Origin of the sequence: Rhodococcus jostii NBRC 16295, from assembly GCF_001894825.1 — a bacterium.
In the GTDB taxonomy this organism is placed as follows: domain Bacteria; phylum Actinomycetota; class Actinomycetes; order Mycobacteriales; family Mycobacteriaceae; genus Rhodococcus_F; species Rhodococcus_F jostii.
In genome coordinates, this window is the sequence record NZ_BCWY01000033.1 from 37,638 (window position 1) to 63,793 (window position 26,156).

13 protein-coding genes are annotated in these 26,156 nt (G+C 68.5%); 8 read left to right on the forward strand and 5 right to left on the reverse strand.

The annotated features are described in order from the left end of the window. Window positions 1-18 precede the first annotated feature (18 nt). Window positions 19-1,911 carry a DUF4012 domain-containing protein gene (locus tag RJ1_RS21695; protein ID WP_073363820.1) on the reverse strand — a complete coding sequence of 631 codons (1,893 nt, stop codon included), beginning with the start codon at window positions 1,909-1,911 and terminating at the stop codon, window positions 19-21. Window positions 1,912-2,139: 228 nt separating this feature from the next. Between RJ1_RS21695 and RJ1_RS21700 the strand changes: the two genes are divergently transcribed. Then, window positions 2,140-14,820, forward strand: coding sequence for a non-ribosomal peptide synthetase (locus RJ1_RS21700; protein ID WP_073363822.1), 12,681 nt, complete (start codon window positions 2,140-2,142; stop codon window positions 14,818-14,820). A gap of 121 nt (window positions 14,821-14,941) precedes the next feature. Then, window positions 14,942-16,609 carry a polysaccharide biosynthesis tyrosine autokinase gene (locus RJ1_RS21705; protein ID WP_073363824.1) on the forward strand — a complete coding sequence of 556 codons (1,668 nt, stop codon included), beginning with the start codon at window positions 14,942-14,944 and terminating at the stop codon, window positions 16,607-16,609. Here the strand turns inward: RJ1_RS21705 and RJ1_RS21710 are convergent. Continuing rightward, window positions 16,574-17,092 carry an arsenate reductase/protein-tyrosine-phosphatase family protein gene (locus tag RJ1_RS21710; protein ID WP_073363826.1) on the reverse strand — a complete coding sequence of 173 codons (519 nt, stop codon included), beginning with the start codon at window positions 17,090-17,092 and terminating at the stop codon, window positions 16,574-16,576. The genes RJ1_RS21705 and RJ1_RS21710 overlap by 36 nt on opposite strands. A gap of 105 nt (window positions 17,093-17,197) precedes the next feature. Here RJ1_RS21710 and RJ1_RS21715 point away from each other — a divergent pair, with 105 nt between their 5' ends. The 4 genes from RJ1_RS21715 (at window position 17,198) to RJ1_RS21730 (ending at window position 21,459) form a co-directional block, all read left to right on the forward strand. Further along, window positions 17,198-18,520, forward strand: coding sequence for a UDP-glucose dehydrogenase family protein (locus RJ1_RS21715; RefSeq protein WP_073363828.1), 1,323 nt, complete (start codon window positions 17,198-17,200; stop codon window positions 18,518-18,520). 131 nt (window positions 18,521-18,651) lie between these two features. Continuing rightward, window positions 18,652-19,611 (forward strand): esterase/lipase family protein, encoded by a 960-nt coding sequence (locus RJ1_RS21720; protein WP_073363830.1) that lies wholly within the window; start codon window positions 18,652-18,654, stop codon window positions 19,609-19,611. A gap of 115 nt (window positions 19,612-19,726) precedes the next feature. Beyond that, window positions 19,727-21,139 carry a DUF7159 family protein gene (locus RJ1_RS21725; RefSeq protein WP_073363832.1) on the forward strand — a complete coding sequence of 471 codons (1,413 nt, stop codon included), beginning with the start codon at window positions 19,727-19,729 and terminating at the stop codon, window positions 21,137-21,139. Window positions 21,140-21,231: 92 nt separating this feature from the next. Beyond that, a complete protein-coding gene (locus tag RJ1_RS21730) occupies window positions 21,232-21,459 on the forward strand; it encodes a hypothetical protein (RefSeq protein WP_073363834.1) in 228 nt (75 codons plus the stop codon). 9 nt (window positions 21,460-21,468) lie between these two features. Here the strand turns inward: RJ1_RS21730 and RJ1_RS21735 are convergent, their stop codons facing one another. Beyond that, window positions 21,469-22,764, reverse strand: a complete 1,296-nt coding sequence (locus RJ1_RS21735) for a YibE/F family protein (protein ID WP_073363836.1) — start codon at window positions 22,762-22,764, stop codon at window positions 21,469-21,471. A 554-nt stretch (window positions 22,765-23,318) separates the two neighbouring features. On the opposite strand from RJ1_RS21735, the gene RJ1_RS21740 reads away from it, so the two are divergent. Together RJ1_RS21740 and RJ1_RS21745 are read left to right on the forward strand one after the other, a co-directional pair. Continuing rightward, window positions 23,319-23,780: a hypothetical protein gene (locus RJ1_RS21740; protein WP_240319938.1), complete on the forward strand. Its 462-nt coding sequence runs from the start codon at window positions 23,319-23,321 to the stop codon at window positions 23,778-23,780. 4 nt (window positions 23,781-23,784) lie between these two features. Continuing rightward, window positions 23,785-24,960, forward strand: coding sequence for an MAB_1171c family putative transporter (locus RJ1_RS21745; protein ID WP_073363840.1), 1,176 nt, complete (start codon window positions 23,785-23,787; stop codon window positions 24,958-24,960). On the opposite strand, the gene RJ1_RS21750 is transcribed toward RJ1_RS21745, so the two are convergent. Both RJ1_RS21750 and RJ1_RS21755 read right to left on the reverse strand, forming a co-directional pair. Next, entirely contained in the window at window positions 24,951-25,391 is a 441-nt protein-coding gene (locus RJ1_RS21750; protein WP_073363842.1) for a hypothetical protein, read from the reverse strand. The genes RJ1_RS21745 and RJ1_RS21750 overlap by 10 nt on opposite strands. Then, complete coding sequence (locus RJ1_RS21755; RefSeq protein ID WP_073363844.1) at window positions 25,388-26,107, reverse strand: helix-turn-helix domain-containing protein; 720 nt, start codon at window positions 26,105-26,107, stop codon at window positions 25,388-25,390. The genes RJ1_RS21750 and RJ1_RS21755 overlap by 4 nt, the downstream gene beginning before the upstream one ends. Window positions 26,108-26,156 lie beyond the last annotated feature (49 nt).

Consider the following 26,156-nt stretch of genomic DNA (forward strand, 5'->3'; position numbering starts at 1 on the left):
GGCGGTACCTCGAACGGATCAGCTACCGCAGTTCGGTACGTCCACCGTGACGTTCGGCGAATCCACCAACGGCTGCACCGGAACCCGGGCCTCACCCGGAGCGGTGGGTTCGGTGAGCTGGTACGTGATCTCCGTCGTCTTGCCGCGAGGGATCATCGCTCGCACGTTGAACACGGGGTGGTCGAGTTCGCTTCCGGTGAAGACGAATTGCTGGGTGCCGTTGATCGTCACCTTGTCGAGTGTCGCGCCTCGAGTGGCGAGCAACGACAGGTCGACGGCGTTGGTGCCCTTCGGTGAATTGCCGATGTTCTCGAACATCCCCGCAACGTAATCGGGGAACTCGCCTGCAGGGGTGTTGTTGGTCAGGCGCACCGTGACCGTCGAGGAGCGGGTGTCGCCGACACACGTGTCAGCCACATACTCGATCTCGCGCGTCAGGTAGTAGTCGAGCTTGTTTCCGCCCTGATTGTTCACCACCACACCCGCGTACGGCGCCGCGTCGTCCGGAACCACATTGCCGACCTTCGTCGTCGAAAGCACCTGCTGGAGTGCGGGGTCCGCGCTCCACACTGCGATCCGACCCTCTCCGGCGGCCTTGCCCAGTGCATCGAGCAGGGCCTGGGGGGATGACAGCTTGCCGGTCATCTTGTCGACCACTCGCGCGGCGACGGTCTGCAAGTACTGCTTGCGGGCGTTGTTGTCGTCGGCGAACCGCACATACGCGGTCGATTCGGTGAGCTCGACAACGTTGTCCTTGGTGATGACCTCGCCGTCGGGCATTGTGACCGGGCCGATGGCGCCGAGCACATAGCTGAGGGCGACGGGATCGGTCGCGACCACTCCATCCACCTCTTCGCCGGATTCCTGCGCCCACAGGGAACGCCAGATCTGTGCGGCATACGGGAAATGCGAACTCAGGTTGCTGTTCCGGAAGTCGGTCGTGGGCCGGCTGAGGCCGTACCGTGCGTCGTACTCGGGTCCGAGGTCGAGGGGTTGCTTGGCCAGCGACAGCTCCGAGTTGGCGCCGAGTGTGTCCACCTTCGCTCCGCCGTCGTTGGCGCGGACGATACCGAATCCACCCAGCAGGCCACCGGTTCCACGCGCTTCGGCGTTCGTCTGGAATCCGAGGAAGTAGTTTCGCGGCCCGTCCCCGCCGAGCATCGCCGGCACCACCTTGGCGGCGATCGCCGTGTTGCTCAGCAGCTTCGACAGCTCTGCCGTCTGATCCTGCAACGCCGTGCGCGCCTCGTTCACCACACCGAGATAGGCGGCCTCGTCGACATGCTGTGCCTGTTCCGACAGCGATTGCGCGGCAACCGATGTCTGATCCAGGACCGGGACGGCATCCCGTAGCGACTGCACGTTGACGCGGCCACCGCTCTCGATCAGCTGATCCGGGGCCAGCGTGCTGCCGGCGTCCACGGCTGGCGTCAGAACGTCGTGTGTGAGCCCCCGCACGACCTCGGATATCTGCTGAGAAGTTGCCAACGGGCTGCCGAGGACGGGAACAGCCGCTGTGATGCTCCACGGGATCGAGTGAGTGTTGTCGTAGGCGCGCGACGCGTACTTGTCGGCGTCGGAGGCTGACCGCTGGGCATCGGCGGTGTTCCCGTCGAGCAAGGCGTCCTTGGCGAGTTGCGCGTGACCGCGTGCCTCTTCGAGGTTCGCCTGCGCCTCGCGGGCGGTATAGCCGAGCCACGCACCGAAGGCTACGACGACCACCACGGCCACCGAGCCGCCGATGATCAGGCGGCGCCGCAGGCGATGTGCCCGCACCTGCGGTTGGTGTGTCCGGCGTTTACGGACACGTCGAACCGACGCGCTATCGGCCGCGTGAGCTCGGCCGTCCGAGCCACGATTGTCCGGGCCTGACGTGCCGAAACCCGACGGGCCCGTGACGTTGTCGTCCATTGCTGCTCGGCTCCTGTCTGAGGGGTGTGCAGAGATTATCGTGACGTATCGCTCACACTGCCCCTCGTGTGGAGCGGTGATGATTTGCCCAGTATTGTCTAGGCCAGGTAACGAACCACGAGGCGCCCACGATGTAAGTCCCGTCGAGGCACGGCCTCACAACTTCGAGGTACGGCTGAGTGGCGGGACAAATGTGTGTCAAGGCCCTGTGAGGGCGGGGTGGCGGAAGTGAGTTCATTTCCGCTTTCGCGTGCGCAACAAGCGCTGTGGTTCGCTCAGCAACTCGATCCCGACGTTCCGCTGACTATCGCCCAATATGTCGAGGTCCGCGGGTTCCTCGATCTCGACGCTTTGGTCGCGGCCACTGATCGCGCCTGCCGTGAACTGGAGTCCCCTGTCATTCGGTTGGTAGACGCGCCGGGGGAGCCGTGGCAATTGGTGGATCAGAGCATCAGCGATGCTCTCACCTACCTAGATCTGCGTGAATCCGACGACCCGGTTGGTGATGCGCGGCGCTGGATGGCCGAGTCGTACAGCCGGCCAATCGACGTGCTCGCCGATCGGTTGATTGCGGCCACGCTGCTGCACCTCGGCGACGGCCACTATTACTGGTACTCGTATGTACACCATCTGGTGATGGACGGACACGGCGCGATGGTGCTGATGAACCGGGTGGCCGAGCTCTACACCCATCGCCTGAATGGGACCGAGGCGCCGCAGTCCAACGCAATGAGTCTGCGCGAGTTGCACGACTCGGAGGAGGCGTACAGGCAGTCGAGCAGGTACGCGAAGGACCAGGATTACTGGGCCGCACGGACGGTGGAACTTCCCGCGCCGGCACGGCTGAGTCACCGGGCGGAGAGTTCGGGAGCACAGTCGCGGGTCGCCAGCCGAATGATGGATCCCGAGGTTGCAACGCGAATCGAGGATCTCGCACGACTCTGGAACTCGTCGGACGTTCCGGTGGTGGTTGCTGCGTTTGCCGCCTATCTGAGTCGGCTGACGGGCACCACCGACATCGTCCTGACGCTCCCGGTCTCTGCCCGGACCACCGCTGCTGCACGGCGATCGGCCGGAATGGTCGCGAACACCGTGCCGCTGCGCCTGCGAGCGGACCCGGCCGTGGGGATTCGCGAGCTCGTACGTCGGGTGCAGCTCGAGTTGACTGGCGCGCTGAGACATCAGCGATTCAGATCCGAGGAGATGCGTTGCGCGGGCGTCGCTTCCACGCGCCGCGACTTCGGGCCCAGGGTCAACATCATGAACTTCTACCGTCAGATCGCTCTCGGCGACCTGGTAGGCGAGTTCACCGTGCTCCCCGCGGGAAAGATTGACGACCTGGCGGTGAACCTTTACCCGTCGGTAGCAGGCCAAGCGACCCGCGTCGACTTCACCGCCAATCCACGGTTGTACAGCGACAACGAGGTCTCGGCCCTGCTGTCTCGCTTCATGAATTTCCTCGCCGCCTTCACCGCGGCCGGGCCCGAAGACGTGCTCGGAGCACTGGAGGTACTGACCGCCGATGAGCGTGCGGAAGCGACGACCGAGAATCCCGGCCGTGCGCCCGACGCCGCGTTCCTGCACGAGTTGTTCCTCGACCGGGTCACCGACCGACCGGACGCGGTGGCTGTGACGTGTGGGGAACAGTCGCTCACGTACGCCGAACTCGACGAACGGTCCGCGGCGGTCGCCGCGTCGCTGAGTGAGACGGGAGTCGTCGCCGGCGACGTCGTGGCCGTCGTGCTGCCGCAGTCGCCGGATCTGATCGCCACGATCATTGGCGTGGTACGCGCCGGCGGTGTCTACCTGCCCGTCGACCCGCAATACCCGCCCGAGCGCATCCAGTACCTGCTGGACGACGCCGAGCCGGTTGCGGTGATCGCAGACGCGGCTTCGCCGCCCGTGAGTACTTCTTACCCACGGGCGGTTAATAAGTACTCACGGGCGCGGAGCGCATACGTGATCTACACGTCCGGATCGACCGGCCGGCCGAAGGGCGTGCTGGTGACGCACGCCAATGTGCTGTCGCTGCTGACGAATACGCGGGACGAGTTCGGATTCGGGCCGGACGACGTGTGGACGATGTTCCACTCAGCTGCCTTCGACTTCTCCGTGTGGGAGATGTGGGGCGCCCTCACCACCGGCGGCCGATTGGTTCTCGTCGACCACTTCACGGCCCGTTCACCGCACGAATTCCAGGACTTGCTGGTCCGCGAGGGCGTGACCGTCCTCAACCAGACGCCGTCGGCATTCGGTCAGTTGGCTGAGGTCGACGATCCCGCGGATCTGCCGGTGCGGCTGCTGATCTTCGGCGGCGAAGCGTTGGACCCGACACAGGTGTGGCCGTGGCTCGAACGCCATTCCGGAGTGCGCGCGGTCAACATGTACGGCATCACCGAAACCACCGTGCACGTCACCGCGGCTGAACTCGACCCCCCGGCCCACGACGCGTCGGCGACCATCGGCCGCGCGCTACCAGGGGTCCACACCTACGTACTCGACGGTGCGCTGCGACCGGTGCCGCCGGGCAGCGTGGGGGAGCTGTATGTCGCCGGGGCGCAGGTCTCCTCCGGATACCTCCACCGACCCTCGCTGACAGCAGAACGATTCGTCGCGAACCCGTTCGTCGCAGGCGCCGTGATGTACCGCTCCGGTGACCGTGTCCGGTATCGCGGCGGCGGTCGGCTCGATTACATCGGGCGCACCGACACCCAGGTGGAGCTGCGTGGATATCGGATCGAACCCGGCGAGATCGAAGCCGTGCTCCTGGGGCACCCCGACGTCGAACGGGCTGTAGTGGTTCTCCGCGACACGACCGTCGGACGGCGGCTCGTCGGCTATGTGGTGACGGACGCCGACCCTGCGACGCTGACCCGGCACCTGCGTACGATCCTGCCCGACCACATGGTGCCCGGCGCACTGGTTTCCCTCCCGGCAATTCCGTTGACCGTCAACGGAAAGGTCGACCGCACTGCACTGCCCGATCCGGGTGTTCTGACCGCGGACGGGCAGGGAACCCACACCCCTATCGAGGACGTGGTGGCCGACGTGTTCGCCGAGGTGCTCGGCGGCACCGAAGTGGGGACGCGGCACAACTTCTTCGATCTGGGCGGCAATTCGCTGCTCGCGACCCGAGTGTCCGCACGCGTGAGCGCCGTCTTCGACATCGACGTGACGGTGAAGGACGTCTTCGAAGCCGCCACCGTCGCCGAGTTGGCCGCCCGTGTCGAAGAACGATCCGGTGCCGGGCGTCGGCGTCCGCCGCTACGACCCGTTACCGGCGACGGCCGCATCCCACTCTCGCCGGCGCAGCAGCGGATGTGGTTTGTCAACCAATTCGACACCGGTGCTGCGGGATACAACCTCCCGCTCGTCGTTCGACTCGACGGGGAACTGGACGTTCACGCCCTGGCGTCCGCGGCACACGACCTGATCGAACGGCACCGGACCCTGCGCACCGTGTACCCGTCCGATGCCGACGGCGCGCACCAGGTCGTGCTCGACGCGGCTGACGTCGTGCTGGAGCTGGCGCCCATCGCGCTGCCCGAGGATGCGGTCGCCGCGCACCTGCGGGCGTTCGCCGACAACGGATTCGACGTCTCCGTCGAGGCACCGATCCGGTCGCGGCTGTATCGCGTCGGACCCGACGCGCACGTGTTCGCCCTCGTGGTGCATCACATCGCCGCCGACGCGTGGTCGCTGACCCCGCTGATCCGCGACACGATGACTGCGTACCAGGCCCGGCTCGCCGACCGCGGTCCCGAGTGGCCTCCGCTACCTGTGCAGTACAGCGACTACAGCGTATGGCAACGGGCAGTCCTCGAGGAAGCGTCCGCCGACACCCTGCGGCAGTACTGGCTCGACACGCTCGCAGACCTGCCCGAGCAGGTCACCGTGCCCGCCGACCACCCGCGCCCTGCGGCGGCGTCCGGTCACGCCGGCACCGTCGGCATCGAACTCGACGAGCAGGTGCACGACGCACTGAACGCGCTGGCACGCAACGGTCGGGCCACCACGTTCATGGTGCTGCACGCCGCGCTGGCGGCCGTCCTCTCGCGCTACAGCGGCAGCCGCGACGTTCCGATCGGTACCGCCGTCGCCGGCCGCACCGATCCGCAGCTCGACGACATGGTCGGGATGTTTGCCGGCACTCTCGTGTTACGCACCGCAGTCGACCCGTCGGCAACGTTCACGGAGTTGCTCGCCCACGTCCACGAACAAGACATTGCGGCTTACACGCACGCCGACATGCCGTTCGAGACCCTGGTCGAGTTGCTGAACCCGGCGCGGTCGACGTCCCATCACCCGCTGTTCCAGGTCGCGCTGTCGATGCAGCGCGGCCGTCCTGGCCAGGTGACACTGCCCGGGCTGACGGTGACACCCGTCGGGGACGTCGTGGACCGGGCCAATTTCGATCTGCAGCTGACCGTCACCGAGTCCGGACCCGGCGGTCGCCTGCATCTTGACTTCGGTTACGACGCAGACCTGTACGACCACTCGTCGATCGAGCAGTTCGCGTCGCGGCTGGTGCGGTTCCTCGAGGCCGTCTGCGCGGACCCCCTGCTGCCGGTGGGTGACGTCGACCTGTTCGACGCCGCGGAGCGCGCCGCACTGGTGCCCGCTGTCGGTCCCGCTGCTCCCGCGCCGTCGACGCTGCGCGAAATCCTGACCCGCGGCGTCGTCGTCGCACCGGACGCTGTCGCGGTGTCCGGCGGGGGTGTCGAACTCACCTACCGCGAGCTGGACGCGCGCTCCGACGCCGTGGCACGTGAACTCGCCGAGACCGGTGCGGGACCGGGAAGCCTGGTTCCGTGGGCAGATCCGAGGTCGGTGGACTCGGTGGTGCGTCTGTGGGCGATCGCGAAGACCGGCGCGGCACCGGTGCTGTTCGACCCCGCGCGCACCGCCTTCACCCCACGTGAGTGGGAAAGCGTGCCGGGGCACACCGTGCCACTCACGTCCGAGGTGGCGTACGTCGTGTACACGTCGGGAACGACGGGCACACCCAAGGGCGCCGTCGTGACGCACGACGGTCTGGCCGCGCTCGCCGCCGACCTGCGCGAGCGGTACGCAGCCGGTCCCGGCTCGCGGATGGTGCACCGCGGTGCGGCCGGATTCGACATGACGCTGCTCGAGGTTCTGGTCGCGGGGGCGTCGGGAGCCACCCTGGTGGTCGCGGCGGACGCCGAATATGCCGGCCCGGCGCTCGCGGAACTGATGGCACGCGAACGCATCACCCACGCGTGCATGACACCGACGATCCTCGCCACCCTCGGCGATCGGGCGCTTCCGGATCTGCAGGTGCTGATGGTGGGCGGGGAGCGCCTCAGCCCCGAGTTGACGAACCGCTGGGCCGCCGGACGTCGCCTGTACAACGCGTACGGCCCCGCCGAGACCACCATGTACTCCTTCAGCACCGGACCACTCGTCGCGAGGGAGCCGGTCTCGGTCGGCGCACCCGTGCACGGTGTGTCCGCGGTGGTACTCGACGACCGGCTCCGTCCGGTACCTCCGGGCCTGCCCGGGGAGCTGTATCTGGCGGGCAGCGGCCTGGCCCGCGGTTACCGGGATCAGCCACGTCTGACGGCGGAGCGGTTCGTCGCGGCGGACGATGGCACACGCCGGTACCGCACGGGTGACCTGGTGCGCTGGCGGAAGATTGCCGACGGATTCGAGCTGGAATATCTGGGCCGCAACGACTCTCAGATCAAGATGCGGGGAGTGCGCATCGAGCCGGCGGAGATCGACACCGTCACCGCCCGGCTCACCGACGTCGCGTTCGCGGCCACCGTGGTACGCCTGACCGGTGCGGGCACCGAGATGCTGGTGTCCTACGTGCTGCCGAACGAGCACCTCGACACCCACGATCTGCGTCGTCGGCTCGCCGAAGTGTTGCCGTCGTACCTGGTGCCGACCGCCGTGGTGGTGCTCGACGCCGCACCGCCCACGGTGAACGGCAAACTCGACCTGCGGTCGCTGCCGCTGCCGGAACTGGCGGTCGCCGAGAACGCTGCGCCCGACACCGACACCGAACGCGCGGTGGCAGCGGTGTTCGCGGACGTCCTCGGAAGCGGCAGCGTGGGCCGGGGGACGCACTTCTTCGACGCGGGCGGCAACTCCCTGCTCGCCACACAGCTGACGGCGCGGCTCACCGACTCCCTGGGACACGCGGTGCCGCTGCGAACCCTGTTCGCGCACCCCACCGTTGCCGAACTGGCCGAAGCCCTCGACGACGCAGTCCCCGAAACCGACCTCCGGCCCGCCCTGGTCGCACGGCCGCGGCCCGATCGCATTCCCCTGTCCCGCAGCCAGTACCGCATGTGGGTGCTGAACCGCAACGATCCCGACTCGCCGACGTACAACCTGCCCGCCACAGTGCGGCTGGACGGCGTGCTCGACGTCGACGCGCTGACCGCGGCCTTCGAGGACGTGATCCGGCGGCACGAGACACTCCGGACGCGGTATCCGATGGACGGCCACCCGTACCAGGAGATCCTCGATCCCGTACCGCTCGACCTGGATCCGGTCGACGTGCGCGATCCGGCCGAGTTCATGGACGAGTTCGCATCCCGCGGCTTCGACCTGACACACGACCGACCCATCCGGGTTGCGCTGTTGCGTCTCGATCCCCGAAGCCACGTGCTGGCCGTCAACATCCACCACATCGCCGCCGACGGATGGTCGCTGACACCGCTCGTCTCCGACGTGCTCAGTGCTTACGCGACACGCTGCTCGGGCACCGCCCCGCACGGGGATCCGCTGCCTCTGCAGTACGCCGACTACGCCGTGTGGGAGCGCGAACTGCTGGGCGGAGAGTACGGGCAGCGCCGCGTCGAGCACTGGCGTCGAGTGCTGGACGGCGTCGACGGCACAGCACCACTGCCGACGGATCGGTCGCCCAGCGGTTCGAACCGCGCCGGCGTCGTCGAATTCGAGGTGTCGGCGCAGGTGCAGCAGGCGGTGCATCTCCTGGCCGCGCAGCACCACGCGACACCGTTCATGGTCCTGCACGCGGCGCTGTCCGTGGTGCTGTCGAGGCACGGCGCGCAGTCCGACGTCGTCGTCGCCACGGCCGTCGCCGGGCGCGGGGAACGCGCACTGGACTCCCTGGTGGGGATGTTCGTGAATACCCTCGCACTGCGGGCGCAGGTGCTGCCGGACATGCCGTTCACCGGGCTCGTCGCGCAGGTCCGGGACTTTGACGTCGCTGCATTCGAGCACGCGGACGTGCCGTTCGAGGTGGTCGCCGGACTGCTGGGCGGTCGCACCCCGCAGGTTGCCCTGGCGTTGCAGAACATGCCGATACCCACCGTCGAGGCGGCGGGCATGATCGTGACGGCCGAGGAATTCGATACCGGAACAACGAAGTTCGACTTCCACCTCACGTTCACCGAGACGTCGAACGACGGTGCTCCCGCAGGAATGAGCGGCGTCGCGGTGTACTCGGCCGCACTCTTCGACCATCAGACGGTGCGGTCGCTGGTGACCAACCTGGAACGGGTGCTCGAGGCGGTCGGCGCGGATCCTGCCCGGGCAGTCGGCGACATCGTGGTGACCGGCGCGGAACCCCTCGTCGGTGAGCAGCCCGCCGCCGAACGCACCCTCGCCGAGATCCTGACGGCCACCGCCGCCAGATACCCCGACAACGATGCCCTCACCGACGGCGAGAGCACGCTGACCTACCGCGAACTGGACGAACGTTCCGACGCGCGGGCCCGGGAACTCACCGCGCAGGGTGTCACGGCGGGTGAGGTCGTGCCGATCGACCTGCCGCGGTCGTCGGACTTCGTGGTCGAACTCTGGGCCGTCGCCAAGACCGGTGCGGCGTTCAGCCCTGTGAGCGGTTTCGGTGGCCAGGGCTACCAGAAGTGCGCACGGGACGTGGCGTACGTGATCCAGACCTCCGGCTCCACGGGCACGCCCAAGGCCGTCGCCGTCACCCACCGAGGGTTGGGACCGCTCACCGCCGAGGTGGTGCGACGGTACCGGGTGGGCCCCGACGACCGGGTGCTGCACGGCTACAACCCTGCGTTCGACGCCGCGCTGCTCGAGATGCTGCTCGCCTTCGGTTCCGGGGCCTGCCTGGTGGTCGCCCCCGCCGACGTCTTCGCCGGCGCCGAGTTGCACCGGTTGCTCGCCGATCAGCGCGTCACCCACTACCTCTCCACGCCGTCCGTCCTCGCCACACTCGAGCCGCGCGGGCTCGAATCCGTGCGCGTCGTGGGTGTCGGAGGGGAGGCCCTGAGCCCCGAATTGGCCGCAACGTGGAGCGCCGGACGACTCCTGCTCAACGCCTACGGTCCGACCGAGTCGACGGTGGTCGCGACGCTGACCGAAGTCGACCCACTGACCGCGAACGGTCCTGTGACGATCGGCGGTCCGATCGCCGGAACCACCGCACTGGTGCTCGACACCCGGTTACGCGCAGTCCCCGTCGGCGCTGTCGGTGAGCTCTACCTCGCCGGATCCGGACTGGCCCAGGGGTATCTCGGCGCACCCGGCCGGACGGCGGAGCGTTTCGTCGCGGCCACGGACGGCACCCGCATGTACCGCACCGGCGACCTGGTGCACCGGCGGGCAGACGGCACCCTCGCGTTCCTCGGCCGCGGCGACCGCCAGGTCAAGCTGCGCGGCATGCGCATCGAACCCGCCCAGGTGGAAGCCGCGTTGGCGGAACTGCGCGGCGTCGAGCAGGCCGCAGTGTCGGTACAGCGCAACGAACTCGTCGCCTTCGTCGGCGGCACAGGCATCGATTCCGGGACTCTGCGACAGCACCTGACGGGCCGTCTGCCCGCGTACCTGGTGCCGTCCCGCATCGTCACGATGGACGCCTTGCCGCTCACCGCCAACGGCAAACTCGACGTCGCCGCGTTGGAAGCGTGGGACGACGACGTGATCGCGACTCCGCCGCGCACCGCCGTCGAAGAACTGGTGGCCGGTGTGTTCGCGGACGTTCTCGGCTCCGCCCGGATCGGTACCGGGCACAACTTCTTCGAAGCGGGCGGCGATTCGTTGTCCGCGACCGCGGTGACGGCCCGCCTGTCCGCCGCGTTGGGCGTCGACGTTCCCGTGCGCGTGTTGTTCGAGAACCCGAGCCCGGCGGCGCTCGCTCGGTGGATGGGTGACACTGCCTCGGGGGCCGCACGACCGCTCCTGGTTCCGCGCGCGAGCGGCGCACGGGTGCCGCTGTCGCCTGCGCAGCAGCGGATGTGGCTGCTGAGTCGTGTCGATACCGCTTCGGCCCTGCACAACATGGTCTTCGTCACGCGGCTGGGGAACGATGTGGACGTCGACGCTCTCGAACTGGCGATGCGGGATGTGCTGCAGCGGCATTCGGTATTGCGCACCATCTGCCCCGTCGACGCCGACGGTCCGCACCAGCTGGTGATGCCGGTCGAATCCGTATCCGGTGATCCGACGGACGACGATGCCGGCTTCTCCGTCGACACGTGGAGCGCTCGACCGTTCGACCTCACGTGTGAACCCCCTGTGCGGGTAACGCTGTGGCGCAACGACACCGGCGACTACACCCTCGGCGTGGTGGTGCACCACATCGCGCTGGACGGCGGTTCGATGGGACCGCTCCTCGCCGATCTCGATACGGCGTACCGGTGCCGCACGGAAGGCACGGCCCCGCACTGGGCGCCGCTGCCCGTGGACTACGCCGACTACGCGATCTGGATGCGCGATCTGCTCGGGGACGCCTCCGACCCCGGCAGTCTGGGTCGTGCCCAACTCGACCATTGGGCGCAGGTACTCGCGGGAGTGGGTGCCCCACTCCCGCTGCCGACCGATCGTCCCCGACCGGAACTGCCGAGCCGCATCGGGGCGAGCGTGGAGTGGACGTTCGACGACGACGTGCGCGAGCGCGTCGGCGCCCTGGCACGCCGCCGGGGAACGACCGTGTTCATGGTGCTCCACGCGGCCCTCGCGGTCCTCCTGGCGCGGTTGAGCGGACACTCCGACGTGGTGGTGGGCACGGCGGTAGGCGGACGTCCGAACCCGGCGCTCGACGCCGTCGTGGGCATGTTCGTCGGCACCGTGGCACTGCGCACCCCGGTCTCCCCGGCGCAATCGTTCGAGGATTTCCTCGCGGACGTTCGCACCGTCGACCTCGACGCACTCGCGCACGCCGACGTCCCGTTCGACGACGTCGTGGCGCATCTCGCTCCGCCACGATCCGCGGCCTACAACCCGCTGTTCCAGGTGATGCTCACGTACCAGCACGCCATCGAGTTCCCGGGGCTGTTCCTCGGCGCAGACGAGTACCACCCCGACGCGCAGGCAACGGAATTCGACCTCGCGTGGGATGTGACCGACGCGGCCGACGCCCTGACGGTGCGACTCGACTACGCCACCGACCTGTTCGACCGGAGCACGGCACTCACGCTGCTGCGCCGGTTCGCTGCCGTCGTCGAGGCCGCCCTGGCCACCCCGTCGGTCGCCGTCGGCGACCTCGAGATCCTCGACGACGCCGAACGCGCCCACCTCGTGCAGGGACCCCGGCCCGTGAGTGCGCCGCGGACCCTCCGCGACATCCTCGACGCCAGGGCTCGCGCCACCCCGACCGCGGTCGCGGTGGTCGACGGTGACACCCGGTGGAGCTACCGCGAACTCGACGAACTGTCGGACCGCTGGGGCCGCGCACTCGCATCCCGCGGCGTCGGTCCCGAGGACGTCGTCGCCGTGGCGGCGCCCCGCGGTTGGCACTGGCTGGTGGCGGTGTGGTCGGTGACCAAGGCCGGTGCGGCATGGATGTCACTCGATCCCGGTCATCCTGCGGAGCGGCTCGACTGGATGCTGACCGACTCGCGTGCGGTGCTCGGATTGACCGTCGGCGATTTCGCGGATCTGCCGCGATCCGTGGACTGGCTGCGCCTCGACGAGCAGCCCGTCGGTGACGCGGATCCAGCAGCACCCGACGTGGACAACCCGGCGTATGTGATCTACACGTCGGGGTCCACCGGTCGGCCCAAGGGCGTCGTCGTGACACACCGCGGCCTCACGACACTTCTCGCCACCCCCGCCTACGCTTCTGCCGCGGAAAACGGCGACGCCGCCCGGGTGCTGCAGTTGACCTCCCCGACCTTCGACGTGTCGGCGTTCGAGATGCTCTGGGCCGTGGCGTTGGGCGGCACCCTCGTGGTTGCCCCCGCATTCAGCTATGCCGGTGACGAACTGGCTCGGTTCCTGATGTCGCAGAACATCACCCACTTCACGCTCACGCCGACCGTGCTGGCGTCCCTCGACCCACAGCGCCTCGTCCCGTCGACCGTCGTCGTCGGGGGAGAGGCACTGCCGGCGGATCTCGCCGAACGCTGGTCGCGGCGGCACCGCCTGTTCAACGCCTACGGTCCGACCGAGTTCACCGTCGACGCCTCCGTCGCGGGCCCCCTCGAACCTGGCCTGCCGATCACCATCGGAAGCGCCCTGGACGGCAACGCCGCGTTCGTTCTCGACGCGCGCCTGCATCCGGTGCCGGACGGGGTCACCGGAGAGCTGTATCTCGCCGGTAGCGGCATCGCACGTGGATACGTGCGCCGAAGCGATCTCACGGCAGGGCAATTCGTCGCCCACCCGTACGGCAAACCGGGGGAGCGGCTGTACCGCACCGGCGACGTGGTGCGGCGTGACCCGAACGGTGAACTGGAATACCTGGGTCGCAGTGACTCCCAGGTGAAGATCCGCGGAATCCGGGTGGAGCCCGCAGAGGTCGACGCCGTGCTGCTCCGGCACCCCGACGTCGAGTTCGCCGTGACGATTGCGGTGCCGACCTCCACGGACACCGTCCTCGCGTCCTACGTCGGGGGTGCCTCGAATCCGACGCCCACGTCCGTCCGTGACTACGCACGCGGCCGACTGCCGCGGCACCTGATCCCGGCCTCGGTGACGGTCGTGGACACACTGCCGCTCCTGCCGTCCGGCAAACTCGACCGCGCCGCACTGCCGGTGCCGACGATCGAGCTCACCGAATCCGTGCTGCCCGCAGGCGAACTCGAAGAGGCGATCGCGGCGGCATTCGGGGAAGTCCTGGGCCGTGACGAGGTGCCCGCCGACGAAGCCTTCTTCACCCTCGGCGGCACGTCGATGGGAGCCGCTTCGGTGGCGACCGAACTGCGCCGCCGGCTGGAACGCGACGTGCCCATCGAGTGGATCTTCACCGACCCCACCGTGCAGCGCCTGGCCGCGCGGATCGAAGACGGCGCCCGGCTCGAAAGCTTCTTCGACACCCTGGTCGAACTCCGCCCCGCAGAGGTGGGAGTGCCCCTGTTCTGCGTGCATCCGCTCAGCGGATTGGCCTGGTGTTTCAGCGGTCTCGCGGATCACGTCGGCGATCGTCCGCTGTACGGAGTGCAGGCGACGGGTGCGCCGGACCTACCCGAAACGCTGCCGGAGTTGGCCGCGCGGTATGTCGACGCGATCCGGGTCGTTCAACCGGAAGGTCCCTACCACCTGCTGGGGTGGTCGCTCGGCGGCACCATCGCCCACGAGATGGCCATTCAGCTCCGGGAAGCCGGCCACGAGGTGGCGCCGCCGGCCCTCCTCGACACCCTTCTGCCGCAGCATCAATCGCCCGAACCGGAAACCCTGAGTGAGGACGAGTTGATCGCGCAGTTCGGCTCGTACGTCAGCGTCGACCGGCTGCGTGAGATCCGGGCGGTGATCGAGCGACTCGAGATGATCGCGTCGACCCACAGCCCGCGCGTGCTCCACGGCGACCTCGAAGTCTTCGTCGCCGCCCGAGACCTGAACCGGCACCCGGATGTGGTCGATGCCTGGCGTCGCCACGCCGACGGCGTCGTCACCGGGCACCACATCGACACCACGCACTCCGAGATGGCGGATCCAGGCCCGCTCGCCGAGATCGGCCGACTGCTGCGGAGATCGGGGGAGCACGGCGAACCGTGACGCACGTGACGCCGACAGTGGAACTCATCACTAGGATGTAGCGATTCAGTCGGGTCAAGACGATGTGAATGACAGCTCGATCGCGCCGCCGCGCGCGACGCAATGTGGAAGAGACTCGATAATGGAAATTCAGGACTACCTGCGAATTCTGCAATCACGATGGAAAATCATCGCGATCACCACCGTGGTGGCGATCCTCGGTGCGCTGGGAGCGTCGTTGCTGACGACGCCGATCTACGAAGCGTCGACACGGCTGTTCGTCTCGACGTCCGCCGGATCGTCGGTGAACGAGGTCTACCAGGGAAACCTGTTCTCGCAGCAGCGGGTGACGTCCTACACGAAACTGCTCACCGGCGAGACGCTCGCGCAGCGGACGATCGACAAGCTCGATCTCGGCGGCACGGCCTCGGCGCTCGCCTCACAGGTGAAGGCCAGCTCCGCGCCCGACACCGTTCTGATCGACGTCAAGGTGCAGGATCCGTCGCCGGAACGCGCCCGCGACATCGCCAACGCCCTGTCCGATGAGTTCGTCGTCATGGCCCGGGAGCTCGAGACCCCGGAGAGGGGCGGCGCCCCCGCCGCTCGCGTCGTGGTCGAACAGCAGGCGCAGACCCCGTCCGCTCCCGTCTCGCCCAAGACTCTGCGCAACCTCGCGCTGGGTGCCGCGGTCGGGCTCCTGCTCGGCATCGCGTTCGCCGTCTTGCGTGATCGCCTCGACAACACGATCAAGGATCGGCGCACGGTCGAGGAACTCGCCGGTTCCGCACTGATCGGCACCATCCCGTTCGACAAGGAGCGGCAGACGCAGCAGGCGATCAACTTCGCTGAAGGCAACTCGTCGAGCGCCGAGTCCTACCGGGAGCTGCGTACGAACCTGCAGTTCCTCGAGGTCGACAACCCGCCGCGCGTCATCGTCGTCACCAGTTCGCTGCCCACCGAAGGAAAGACCACCACCGCGATCAACATCGCCCTCGTGCTGGCGGAGGGCGGCCAGAATGTGTGCCTGGTCGAGGGCGACCTCCGCAAGCCTCGGGTGTCGAAGTACCTCGGTGTCGTCGGTTCCGTCGGTCTCAGCAGTGTGCTGGCCGGCAAGGCCGACCTCGACGCGGTGCTCCAGCCGACGCAGTACACGGGTCTCACGGTGTTGGCGTCCGGACCGATCCCCCCGAACCCGAGTGAGCTTCTCGGAACGGAGACGGCCCGCCAGGTCCTCGCCGATCTGCGGGGACGATTCGACTACGTGATCGTAGACGCATCACCGTTGCTGCCGGTCACCGACGCGACCGTGCTCACCGCGATGTCGGACGGTGCGCTGGTCATCGCGCGTCACGCCGAAACCAAGCGCGACCAGCTGTCGCGGGCGGTGGGCAACCTGCACAGCGTGGGGGCCACCATCCTCGGAACGATCATCACCATGACGCCGAGCCGCGGGCGGGGTGTCTACGAGTACAAGTACTACTACGAGACCGACAAGTCCCTGCCGCAGATGCAGCCGGCCGTTCCCGTGCAACCGCCTGCACACCAGCAACCGGCGCCGCACGTTCGTGAGGAGTACACCCCGCAGTCGTACGGTCCGAACGGCGGAAATCGGCAGGAAGTCCCGGCCTACCAGGGCGCACCCGCATACCAGGGCGACCAGAGCCAGCAGTGGTACGGGGCTCCCGACCACTACGGTCACGAGCAGCAGGCGGGCGCACCGATGCCTCCCGCACCGAGGCGCACCCGCCGCTACCGTGAAGACCAGGAAGCCTGGTCAGAGGCGGACGCTCCGCGCGATCACACCCAGTAGATCGGCGATCTCGGACCCGATGGTCAGGAACGTGTCCTCGTCCTGTCCCATCGGGTCCGGCACGTCTTCAGGGGTCTCGTCCGCTTTGTGTCTGGGACGTGCCGCCGCCAGATCGGCCACGGATTTCGCATCCGCAGCCTCCGCGAGCCGAGCGGCCTCCCGGAGGGTGAACGTCTTCTTCAGCTGCTCCGGGGCCAGCGCCAGCACCTTCTCGCGCTGACGCTCGGTCATCGTCAACACCAGGTCGGCGTCCACCGCCAGATCGGCGGTGAGCAGCCGCGCGGTGAAATCGCTGGGATCACCGCCGAGCCCTTCGAGGACTTGCGCGGCCGTCGGTTCCATCGGGCGTCCGACCGCGGCGCGCGTACCTGCACTTTCGGCGGTCATATCGGTGATCCCGAGCTCCTCGGCGTAGGCCACTGCGAGGCGCTCAGCCGTTGGGGAGCGGCAGACGTTTCCGGTGCAGACGAAGAGAACATGCATGGGCGAAGCATAGGGTCTCGCTCCGCACCGTTCGTACACGCACTGTTGGCTTCGAACATCGGTCGGGGAAATATCGCGCTCACCTGCGCCGGTTATCAAGGGTGCATGCGCTGCACCGTGTTTGGAACCGGATACCTGGGAGCCACCCACGCCGCCTGTATGGCGGAACTGGGCCACGACGTTCTCGGCGTCGACATCGATCCCGGAAAAGTGGCGAAACTCTCCTCCGGGGAGGTCCCCTTCTACGAGCCCGGACTCGCGGACGTTCTGCGCCGGAACATCGACGCCGGCCGGCTGCACTTCACCACGTCGTACGCCGAGGCCGCGGAGTTCGCGGACCTCCACTTTCTCGGTGTCGGCACCCCGCAGAAGAAGGGGGAGTACGCGGCCGACCTGCGGCACGTGCACTCGGTGATCGACACCCTGGCGCCGCTGCTCGACCGTCCCGCGGTGATCGTCGGAAAGTCGACCGTTCCGGTCGGGACGGCGGCGGACCTGGGTGAGCGGGCCCGGGCGCTCGCGCCCGCGGGTGACGACGTGGAGGTCGCGTGGAACCCGGAGTTCCTCCGGGAGGGCTTCGCCGTCCAGGACACCCTGCACCCGGACCGGATGGTGCTGGGAGTCGACCGGCAGCGCCCCGGACGGGCGGAAACCGAATTGCGGGAACTGTATGCCCACCTGCTGGCCGAGGACATTCCGTTCCTGGTCACCGACCTCGCCACCGCGGAACTGGTCAAGGTCTCGGCGAACGCGTTCCTCGCCACCAAGATCTCCTTCATCAACGCCATCTCCGAGGTGTGCGAGGCCACCGGCGCCGACGTCACCCAACTCGCCGACGCGCTCGGTTACGACGCGCGGATCGGCCGGCGATTCCTCAACGCCGGGCTCGGCTTCGGTGGCGGCTGCCTGCCCAAGGACATCCGCGCGTTCATGGCCCGGGCCGGTGAACTGGGCGCGAACCAGGCGCTGCACTTCCTCCGGGAGGTCGACAGCATCAACATGCGACGACGCACCCGGATGGTGGAGTTGGCGGCGCAGGCGTGCGGAGGTTCCCTGCTCGGCGCCAACGTCGCGGTGCTCGGCGCGGCGTTCAAACCAGAATCCGACGACGTCCGCGATTCGCCCGCGCTGAACGTCGCGGGAATGATGCAGCTGCACGGGGCGGTGGTGAGCGTCTACGACCCGAAGGCGCTCGACAACTCACGACGACTGTTCCCGACATTGAACTACGCGACGTCGGCGGTCGAGGCGTGCGACAACGCCGACGCGGTGCTCCTGCTCACCGAATGGGCCGAGTTCGCAGCGCTGCAACCGGACGACCTGAACGGCGTGGTCCGCGCCCGCGTGATGGTCGACGGCCGCAACTGCCTCGACGCCGCGGACTGGCGCGCCGCAGGATGGGTCTACCGGGGGCTCGGCCGGGGCTGACCTGCGCCGCGCAGGTTGCGATCGGGTCACCGAACGGATCGGACCACGCGGTTCGGTAACAGGTGAGAAAGATCGCCCGCCGCGATTGCCGGAGCGGTAGCGTCAGCGCTATTCGCAACGGAGGGCCGACGATGTCGAAGGCACGTCACGGATCCCGACTCGCATTCCTCGCTGCCGTTACCTGCGCACTCGGCGTCGCGCCCGCTCACGCGGCCGAGGTCCCGACGCAGCCGGGACCGCCGCAGTCCCAGGCCGGTGAGGCGATCGCGTACTCGAAGCAACATCCACATTCCGCCCCTCCGGGTGTCAACGACTTCACGTGCCACCCCGATGCCGCCCATCCCCGTCCGGTCGTGCTCGTCCACGGCAGCGACGGCAGTGCCTACGCGAACTGGGCCGGGCTGAGCCCGAAACTGAAGGCCGCGGGCTACTGCCTGTTCGCACTCAACTACGGGCAGAGACCGGGCACCGAACACTATGGGATGGAGACCATGACCGAGGGGGCGCACGAACTCGACGATTTCGTCTCCCAGGTGCTGTCTGTGACGGGCGCGTCGAAGGTCGACGTGATCGGGCACTCGCAGGGCGCGACGGTGGCCCGGTACTACATCAACAGGCTCGGCGGCGCGGCCCACGTGAACCGGTGGATCGGTCTGGCGTCCCCGACCTACGGCGGGACGTTCTTCGGGATCGCGACGGCGGTGACGTCGGTTCCCGGGGGAAGCGAGCTGATCGAGCGTTTCGGTTCGGAGGCGCTCGCCGAGCAGGTTCAGGGATCGGAATTCCTCACCGCCCTCAACACCCCCAGCGACACCGTCGCCGGGGTCGACTACACGACGATCGGGACGCGGTACGACGAGGTGATCCAGCCGTACACCAACGTCGCGCTGCACGACCCCGGCGCGACCAACATCCTCGTCCAGGATCTGTGCCCGATCGATCAGACCGGCCACTTCAACCTCCCCTACGACCCGTACACCCAGCAATTGGTGCTCAACACCCTCGATCCGACGCACGCCGTCGTGCCGCCGTGCACGTTCGTGCCGCTGGGCACCGGGATCGCGGGAGTGATCATCGCCAGCAACTTCTGACATCGCCTCCTCCGAACGGTTGCTCGGTTGCTCGGTCGGACCCCTTCGATAGACTGCGGCCCATGGAGTGGGGGGATTCCGGATCGAACCCGTGCACAGTCGAGTCAGGCGGCCCATGAGTTCGGTTCTAGGTGTGTCGGTCGGTGCGAGCGCTGTGCGCTTGGCACGACCCGACGCAGTGAACCGTGACGACACCGCAGGTCGGCAGCTGCCCGATTTCCGTGCCCAGGTCGTCGCCGCCGGCCCGGACCTGCCGGAGGAACTCGCCGCCGAATCGATCGGCGTCGTCCTCGCGGGCGCCCCGGACGCCGGGCAGGTGCGCGCCACCGGCGTCGCCTACCGCGACGAAGCCCAGGCCGGCGCCGTGCAGGCCGCGATGGCGCGGCAGCAGCTCGTCGACTACCAGCTCGTCACCGAGGCCTCCGCGGCGCTGAAATTCCTCGACGTGTCGGGAGCGCTGGGTGAGCAGGCGACGCTCGTCTTCTACGACCTGGGCAGCTCCGGGCTCACCGTGAGCGTCGTCGACCGTCCGACGGGCGAGGTGGTGGAGACCACCCGCACCGACGCGGTGAGCGGCGACGGCTTCGACCGGCTGATCCGCGACAACCAGGTGGAGAACAAACGCATCGACGCACCGGGCGACGCGGCCGCGAGATTCGCGCTCGACCTCCGCTGTCGTGAGGCGAAGGAACGGCTGTCCACCGGCGGCGCCGTCGCGGTGCCCGGCGACGGCGGGCTGCTGCTGCTCTCGCGTGACGTGTTCGACGCGCTGATCGGTGTCACCGTCGAATCCTCGGCGCGCCTCGCCCGCGACGTGATCACGAGGTCCGGACGAGTCCCGGATGCCGTGGTGCTCATCGGTGGCGGCGCCCGGATCCCGCTCGTGCGATCGGTGCTGCAGTCGTGGCTCGGGTTGCCCGTCATCGTGCCCGACCACCCCGAACTCGTTGCGGCACAAGGTGCTGCGCTTCTCGCGCAGCAGGCGCTGCCACCACGCGTACCGGGCGCCACCGTCCTCCCGCCGCAGTATTCGCCCGAGCCCCCGTTCGACACGGACCACTCCCGCCACGCTCCGACCGCAGCGGTCGCGCGCGGCGGTGGGTCGAGCACTCCGTCCTGGCTGAGCGCCGCCGCGCCGCCGCCGAGTCAGCCGGTCGCCAAACCGCAGATCCGGGGGGCCGCACTGGCGGGAAGTGCGCTCGCTGTCGTCGCGGTGATCGGACTCGGTCTCGGGTACGGCGGCAACCTGCTGGGGCGCACGGAGGGCACGTCCCAGCCGGTGACGACGCAGCTCACCGCGGAGCCGCCCGCCGTCACCGAGATGGCCACATCGTCCCCGACGCCGTCCCCGGCGCCGTCGACGTCCGAGGCCGTCGAGGCGCCCGTCCGGACGGCGTCCCAGATCCGGATTCCCGAGCCGGAACCCGCGCCGCCACCGCCACCGCCCGCGCCGCTGTTTCCCGGTCTGCCGCAGATCCAGTTGCCGCCGCTTCAGCTGCCCGAGCTCCCCAGGTTCCCCGGAACGTAGCCGCCGCCGCATCCCGACCGCCGATTGAGGTGGGCGGGCGCCGCTCCACGGGCCTACGATGAAATGGTTCCGGCGTAGAGAGGATGTGTGCAATGACTGCAAATCCCGCGGAGTTCCACGGCACTCCCAGTGTTTCCCGGCCTTCGGCGGCCGCCGCGCCGGATGACACGCACCGGCTCGTTGCCTACACGAAGCCGATCCTGAAGATGTTCCCGCCCACCAGCGAGCGTGCGGCCAAGGTGACGATGCTGACCGTCTACGCGCTGATGGTCATCGCCATCATCTTCATCGTCCTCCGGGAGTTCGGCGCCTTCAGCTAGCGATTGCCGCTACTTGGAGTGGCGGCCGCCCCGAGATGCCTTCACCGCGGGCGCCCCGCCGGAAGGGCCCGCGCCGATCGGCCGCGCCAGCATCACGGCGATCGCGGTGGTCAGCGGAACCGACAGTGCCAGGGCGATGCCGCCGACCGCGGAACGCACGATCTCGATGGCGACGGCATCGCTGAGCAGCACGTCCTGAATCGACCGTCCCGCCACGGTGAACAGCAACAGCAGCGGCAACGCCCCGCCCGCATACGCCAGGACGAGGGTGTAGACGGTGCTGGCGATGTGGTCGCGACCGACGCGCATTGACGAACCGAAGATCTGACGCCGGGAGGCGTCGGGGTCCAGCGATGCGAGTTCGAAGGCCGACGCCGCCTGCGTGATGGTGACGTCGTTGAGCACACCCAGCGAGCCGATGATGAACCCGGCCAGGAGAAGCCCGGTGATGCTGACGTGTTGTATGTAGGTCTGGACGTTGGTGTTCTGCTCCTCGGACAGCCCGGTCAGACGGGTCATCTCGATGGTCGCGTAGGAGAGGACCGCCGCCAGGAGCATCGATGCGAGCGTGCCCAGCAACGCCGAGCTGGTGCGCAGTGACACACCGTGCGCGAGATACAGCACGGCATACAGGATCACGGCGCCGGAGACGAGAGCCACTGGGATCGCCGGCTTTCCGTCCAGCAGTGCCGGGAGCGTGAACAGGACGAGCACGCCGAACGAGACGACGATGCCGACGAGGGCGCGGAACCCTCGCCACCGTGCGACCGCGATCACGACGGCGGCGAACGCGAGTGCGATCAGGGTGACGGGCAGGCCGCGGGCATAGTCCTCGAACGAGTACTCCGTCGTCCCGTTCACGTCCGTCTGGCGGGACAGCCGGATGTGCTCGCCCACCCGCAGGTCGGGCTGACCGGGGCCGGGAATGATCTCGAGCAGCGTCTGGGTGCCGGTGTTGGGACCGGACTCGATGTCGACGATGCTGCGCTGGCACTCGTACGCGCCGGCCGGCGGTGGCAGCGGGGCACCGGTGAAGGCGCGCCCGGCGGACGGACTACCGCAGTCGCCGATGTTCTGCATCGTCACCGTGCCCGATTCCGTCACCACCGCACCGCCCTGGGCGCTCTGGAAGGGCTGCTCGACGTCGACGCTCGGCTTGCCGGGCCACAACGCGATGGCGCCGACGAGCACCGCGACACCGATGGCGACGAGAAGCCCGACGACCACCTTCGCGGCCGTGGGTCCCATCGGGGCCGGACCGTCGCTGTGTCCGTGGCCGTGGCCGTGTCCGTGGAACTCGCTCATCGGCCGCGTCGCTGCTGGGGGGATAGTCTCCGCACGCACGACAGGGTAGCCGGACTGCTGCCGGTGACGCCGTGACGGAAGTGGCCTGAGATGCCGCTGTTGCCGAACTGTCAGGTTCGTATTGCCTTCGTATCGCTTATATGTCGCCGGTGTGATTAGATATCGAAGAACGGCACACGGCAGCTAATCTGCAGCGAACGCCGAACTCCACGCAAGGGTGGTCCGGAACTCCGAACGAGGGGTGTGTTCCGCGGACGCTGACACGCTGTGCGGAGAGATTTGCCGAGCTGGGTGGCGGGGTACAGGGGGGGTTGACCCCGCCACCGACCTGGCGCCCACAGGGGGGGAGGGGCGACAGGTGCTCGCGGCACTCGAGGTGCCGGTTGCCAATCTACCGACACGGTAGGGGTATTCGTCAACCGGGCCGGTGAAATTGCCCACATGTCGTGACCTCGCAACGCGACGGCCTAGGATTATGGCCGTTCGGAGGTGTTCCAGTGCGAATCTCGCGGCAGTCGCGATCCAGCAACCATCTTCGCCGGATCGTGGCGGAGATGAGTATTCCCGTGCCCTGGAACAGGGATCAACTCGTCGCCGACGTCGCAGCCCGGCGGGGGCGTCCGATCCACCTGGTTCCCGTCTCGCACGCCCTGGTCCAGGGCGGTCATTCCGGACTCTGGCTCGCGCGGGCCGACGACGACGTGATCCTGTACGCGGCAGGCACGTCGGACGTGCACGCCACCCACATCATCTGCCACGAACTGGCACACATGGAACTCGGACACGATCGCGATGCGGTCGGGGACACGTCCGTCGACTCGACCGTGCTGTCGGCGGCCGCGCCGTCGGTCGACACGGCGCGCGTGGTCCGAATGCTGGGCCGGTCCAACTATTCGAACGACCAGGAATACGAGGCGGAACTCCTCGCCACCCTGATCATGGCGGGTCGCCGGTCGAGGACGAGCGACGACACAGTCGGTGACGCACGGGTGTCGCGGATGCTCGGAACGTTCTGACGCCGTGTACGAACCGCCCACCTATGTGAGCTGGCCGCTCCTCGCCGTCGTCTGGGCGACGACGCTGCTGCGCCTGGCGCTCGTCCGGTCGACCGTCGCCGAACGACGGATGAACGCCGCCCTCGTCTTCGCGTCCCTCTCCCTCGTCCTCCAGCGGTCACTGGCGCAGCACTGGCTGGACCTCTGGTTCGGATACGGCTTCGCGAACACTCTCAGCAACGTCTGCATCATGCTCACCGCGGCGTCGCTGATCAGCCTCTTCTCCGCGTGGGCGCTCGGCCCGGCCCGTCTTCCCCGCATCCACGTCGTGTCGCTGTCGGTGTGCCTCGTCGCGGGGGCGATCCTCATCGGCCTGAGCGCACCGGCGCGATCGCGGGGTGTCGCCGTCGCCGACGAGGGTGGCTGGCTCTTCGCGGCGTATTGCATCACGTACGCAACCCCGATCCTCGCTGTCGCCCTGCTCAACCTGTGGATCTCCCTGAAGGCCGTGCGCAGCGCGACGCCGGGACGCGAACGCCGGGTGTTCCTCGCCGTCATCGCCCTGTCGCTGTTCGAGGTCCTCGACATGGGGATCGTCGTGACGACCGGCGTGGTCAACGCGGTCAGCGAAGACAACGTCCTGACCGAATCGCACAGCGACTCGGGGGCGTTCATCCGCCTGCTCGCCGTGTCGGCGGGCGCGCTCATCTCGGTGGGACCGGTGGCGCGGGTGCTCATACACCGTCGGCGGTCGCGGCGGGTCGCGCGCCGGCTACATCCGATGTGGCTGACCCTGACCGGCGCGGTGCCCGAAGTGGTGCTGGAACTGCGTCCGGAGGATCGGCGGACATTGTCCGCCCGCGGCCGCCTGGACCGGATGAGCGTCGAGATCCGCGACGCGATCATGATCCTCGACCGGCACGTGGTGTTCGAACTCGGCGGGCCCACCGGCACCGCACCGCCCGTGGTCACAGCGACGCGGCTGCACCTCGCGTGCCTGGCCCGGAGAGCCGGTCACCCGGCGCACGGCACCGGCGGAACCACGCACCTGACGGACGTCGGCGGCGAACCGTGGGAGCTGGCGCGGCTGGCCGATCACTGGCGGGACGCCGAGCGCGTGGCGACCGGACTCTGGGCGCGTCGCCTACCGCAGTTCGGCGGACCCGAGGACCCGTCGGCACGCGTCCCCGCTCAGGTCTGACGGGGGTCGGGTGCCGCGGCCGGCACAGGTCCGTGAGTGCGCCGCAGATTCTCCAGCAGGGGAATCAGTGATTCCATCTCGGCGGTGGTCGGCTCCGCGCCCGCGTCGAGCGACCGCATGGACAGGTGCCGGACCCCGGCCTCGCGGACCGCGATCTTGAAGCGCACGAGAGTGTCGTAATCGTGATAGCCGTCGGCGGCGAGGTACTGCTCAGGAGCATGGAAGTGCTGGGCGACCGCCCGGAGGACGTCCGGTTCGGGCGTGTGGTGATCGCCGCTGCGCAGCGACTCGATCACGGCAGGCTCGACGGGACGGCCGAGAATCCGGGACACCTCCGCGGCGACGGTGTCTTCTCCCGGTTCGGGGCCGTCGAGGTCGTGGGCGAGCGAGAACAGGCGGTTGACCCGCACCGACAGCGGCACGCCGGTCATGCGTTCACCTCCGTGTCTCCACTGAGGTCGCGGTCGTCGGTGGCCACGAGTTTCACCGCGTCCTCCCATCGACGCCAGAAGCGCTCCCGTGTGGCCGCGTCGAGGTCCTCTTCCCGGCCGTAGAGGAACCGGCGGTACCGCGCCTCCTCGAGCTCACGCGGATCGGTGACGGTGGACGGTTCCTCCAGCAGGTGGCCGAACGCGAACTCCACCAGCGGCTGGCGGGGTCCGGCGGGGCCTCCGTTGACTTCCAGCAACCGCGTCACGTACGCACCGGTGATCTTCGATACCACCCGGCTCAGTTCCCCCGCCGCCTCGGCCAGCCCCGGCACCTCGGGGTGCGCCGCGCTCAGCTTGGTGATCCGGGTGTGCGGCCCCAGGATCTCGATGATCGTGTCCAGATCCAGCGGAATCTCCGAGGGCCCCAGGGCGAGCGGGCGCGACGGCTGCGACCGTTCTTCCCCGTCGAGGGCCTCGAGGGGCGTCGGGTGGCCACCGTCGAGCGTGCGCGCCGCGCTTCCCGGCGCCCAGCGGAGCGCGGCGTCCAGTTTGCGGAGGGTCTCGATACTCGGATCCGGGCCGGTCCCGTTCTCCGCCCGCGTCTGCGCGGCGTCGGACGGACCACCGGCGGCCGTGACCTCGTCCTGTGTGAGGTTCAGCAAACGCCGTCGCTTATGGACGAATTGTCCGAAACGCGCGCGGGTGCCGGTGACCATTCTTTTCCCCCAGGAGACACGCAAGCGACGCGCGTGTCGCTTACTGTGT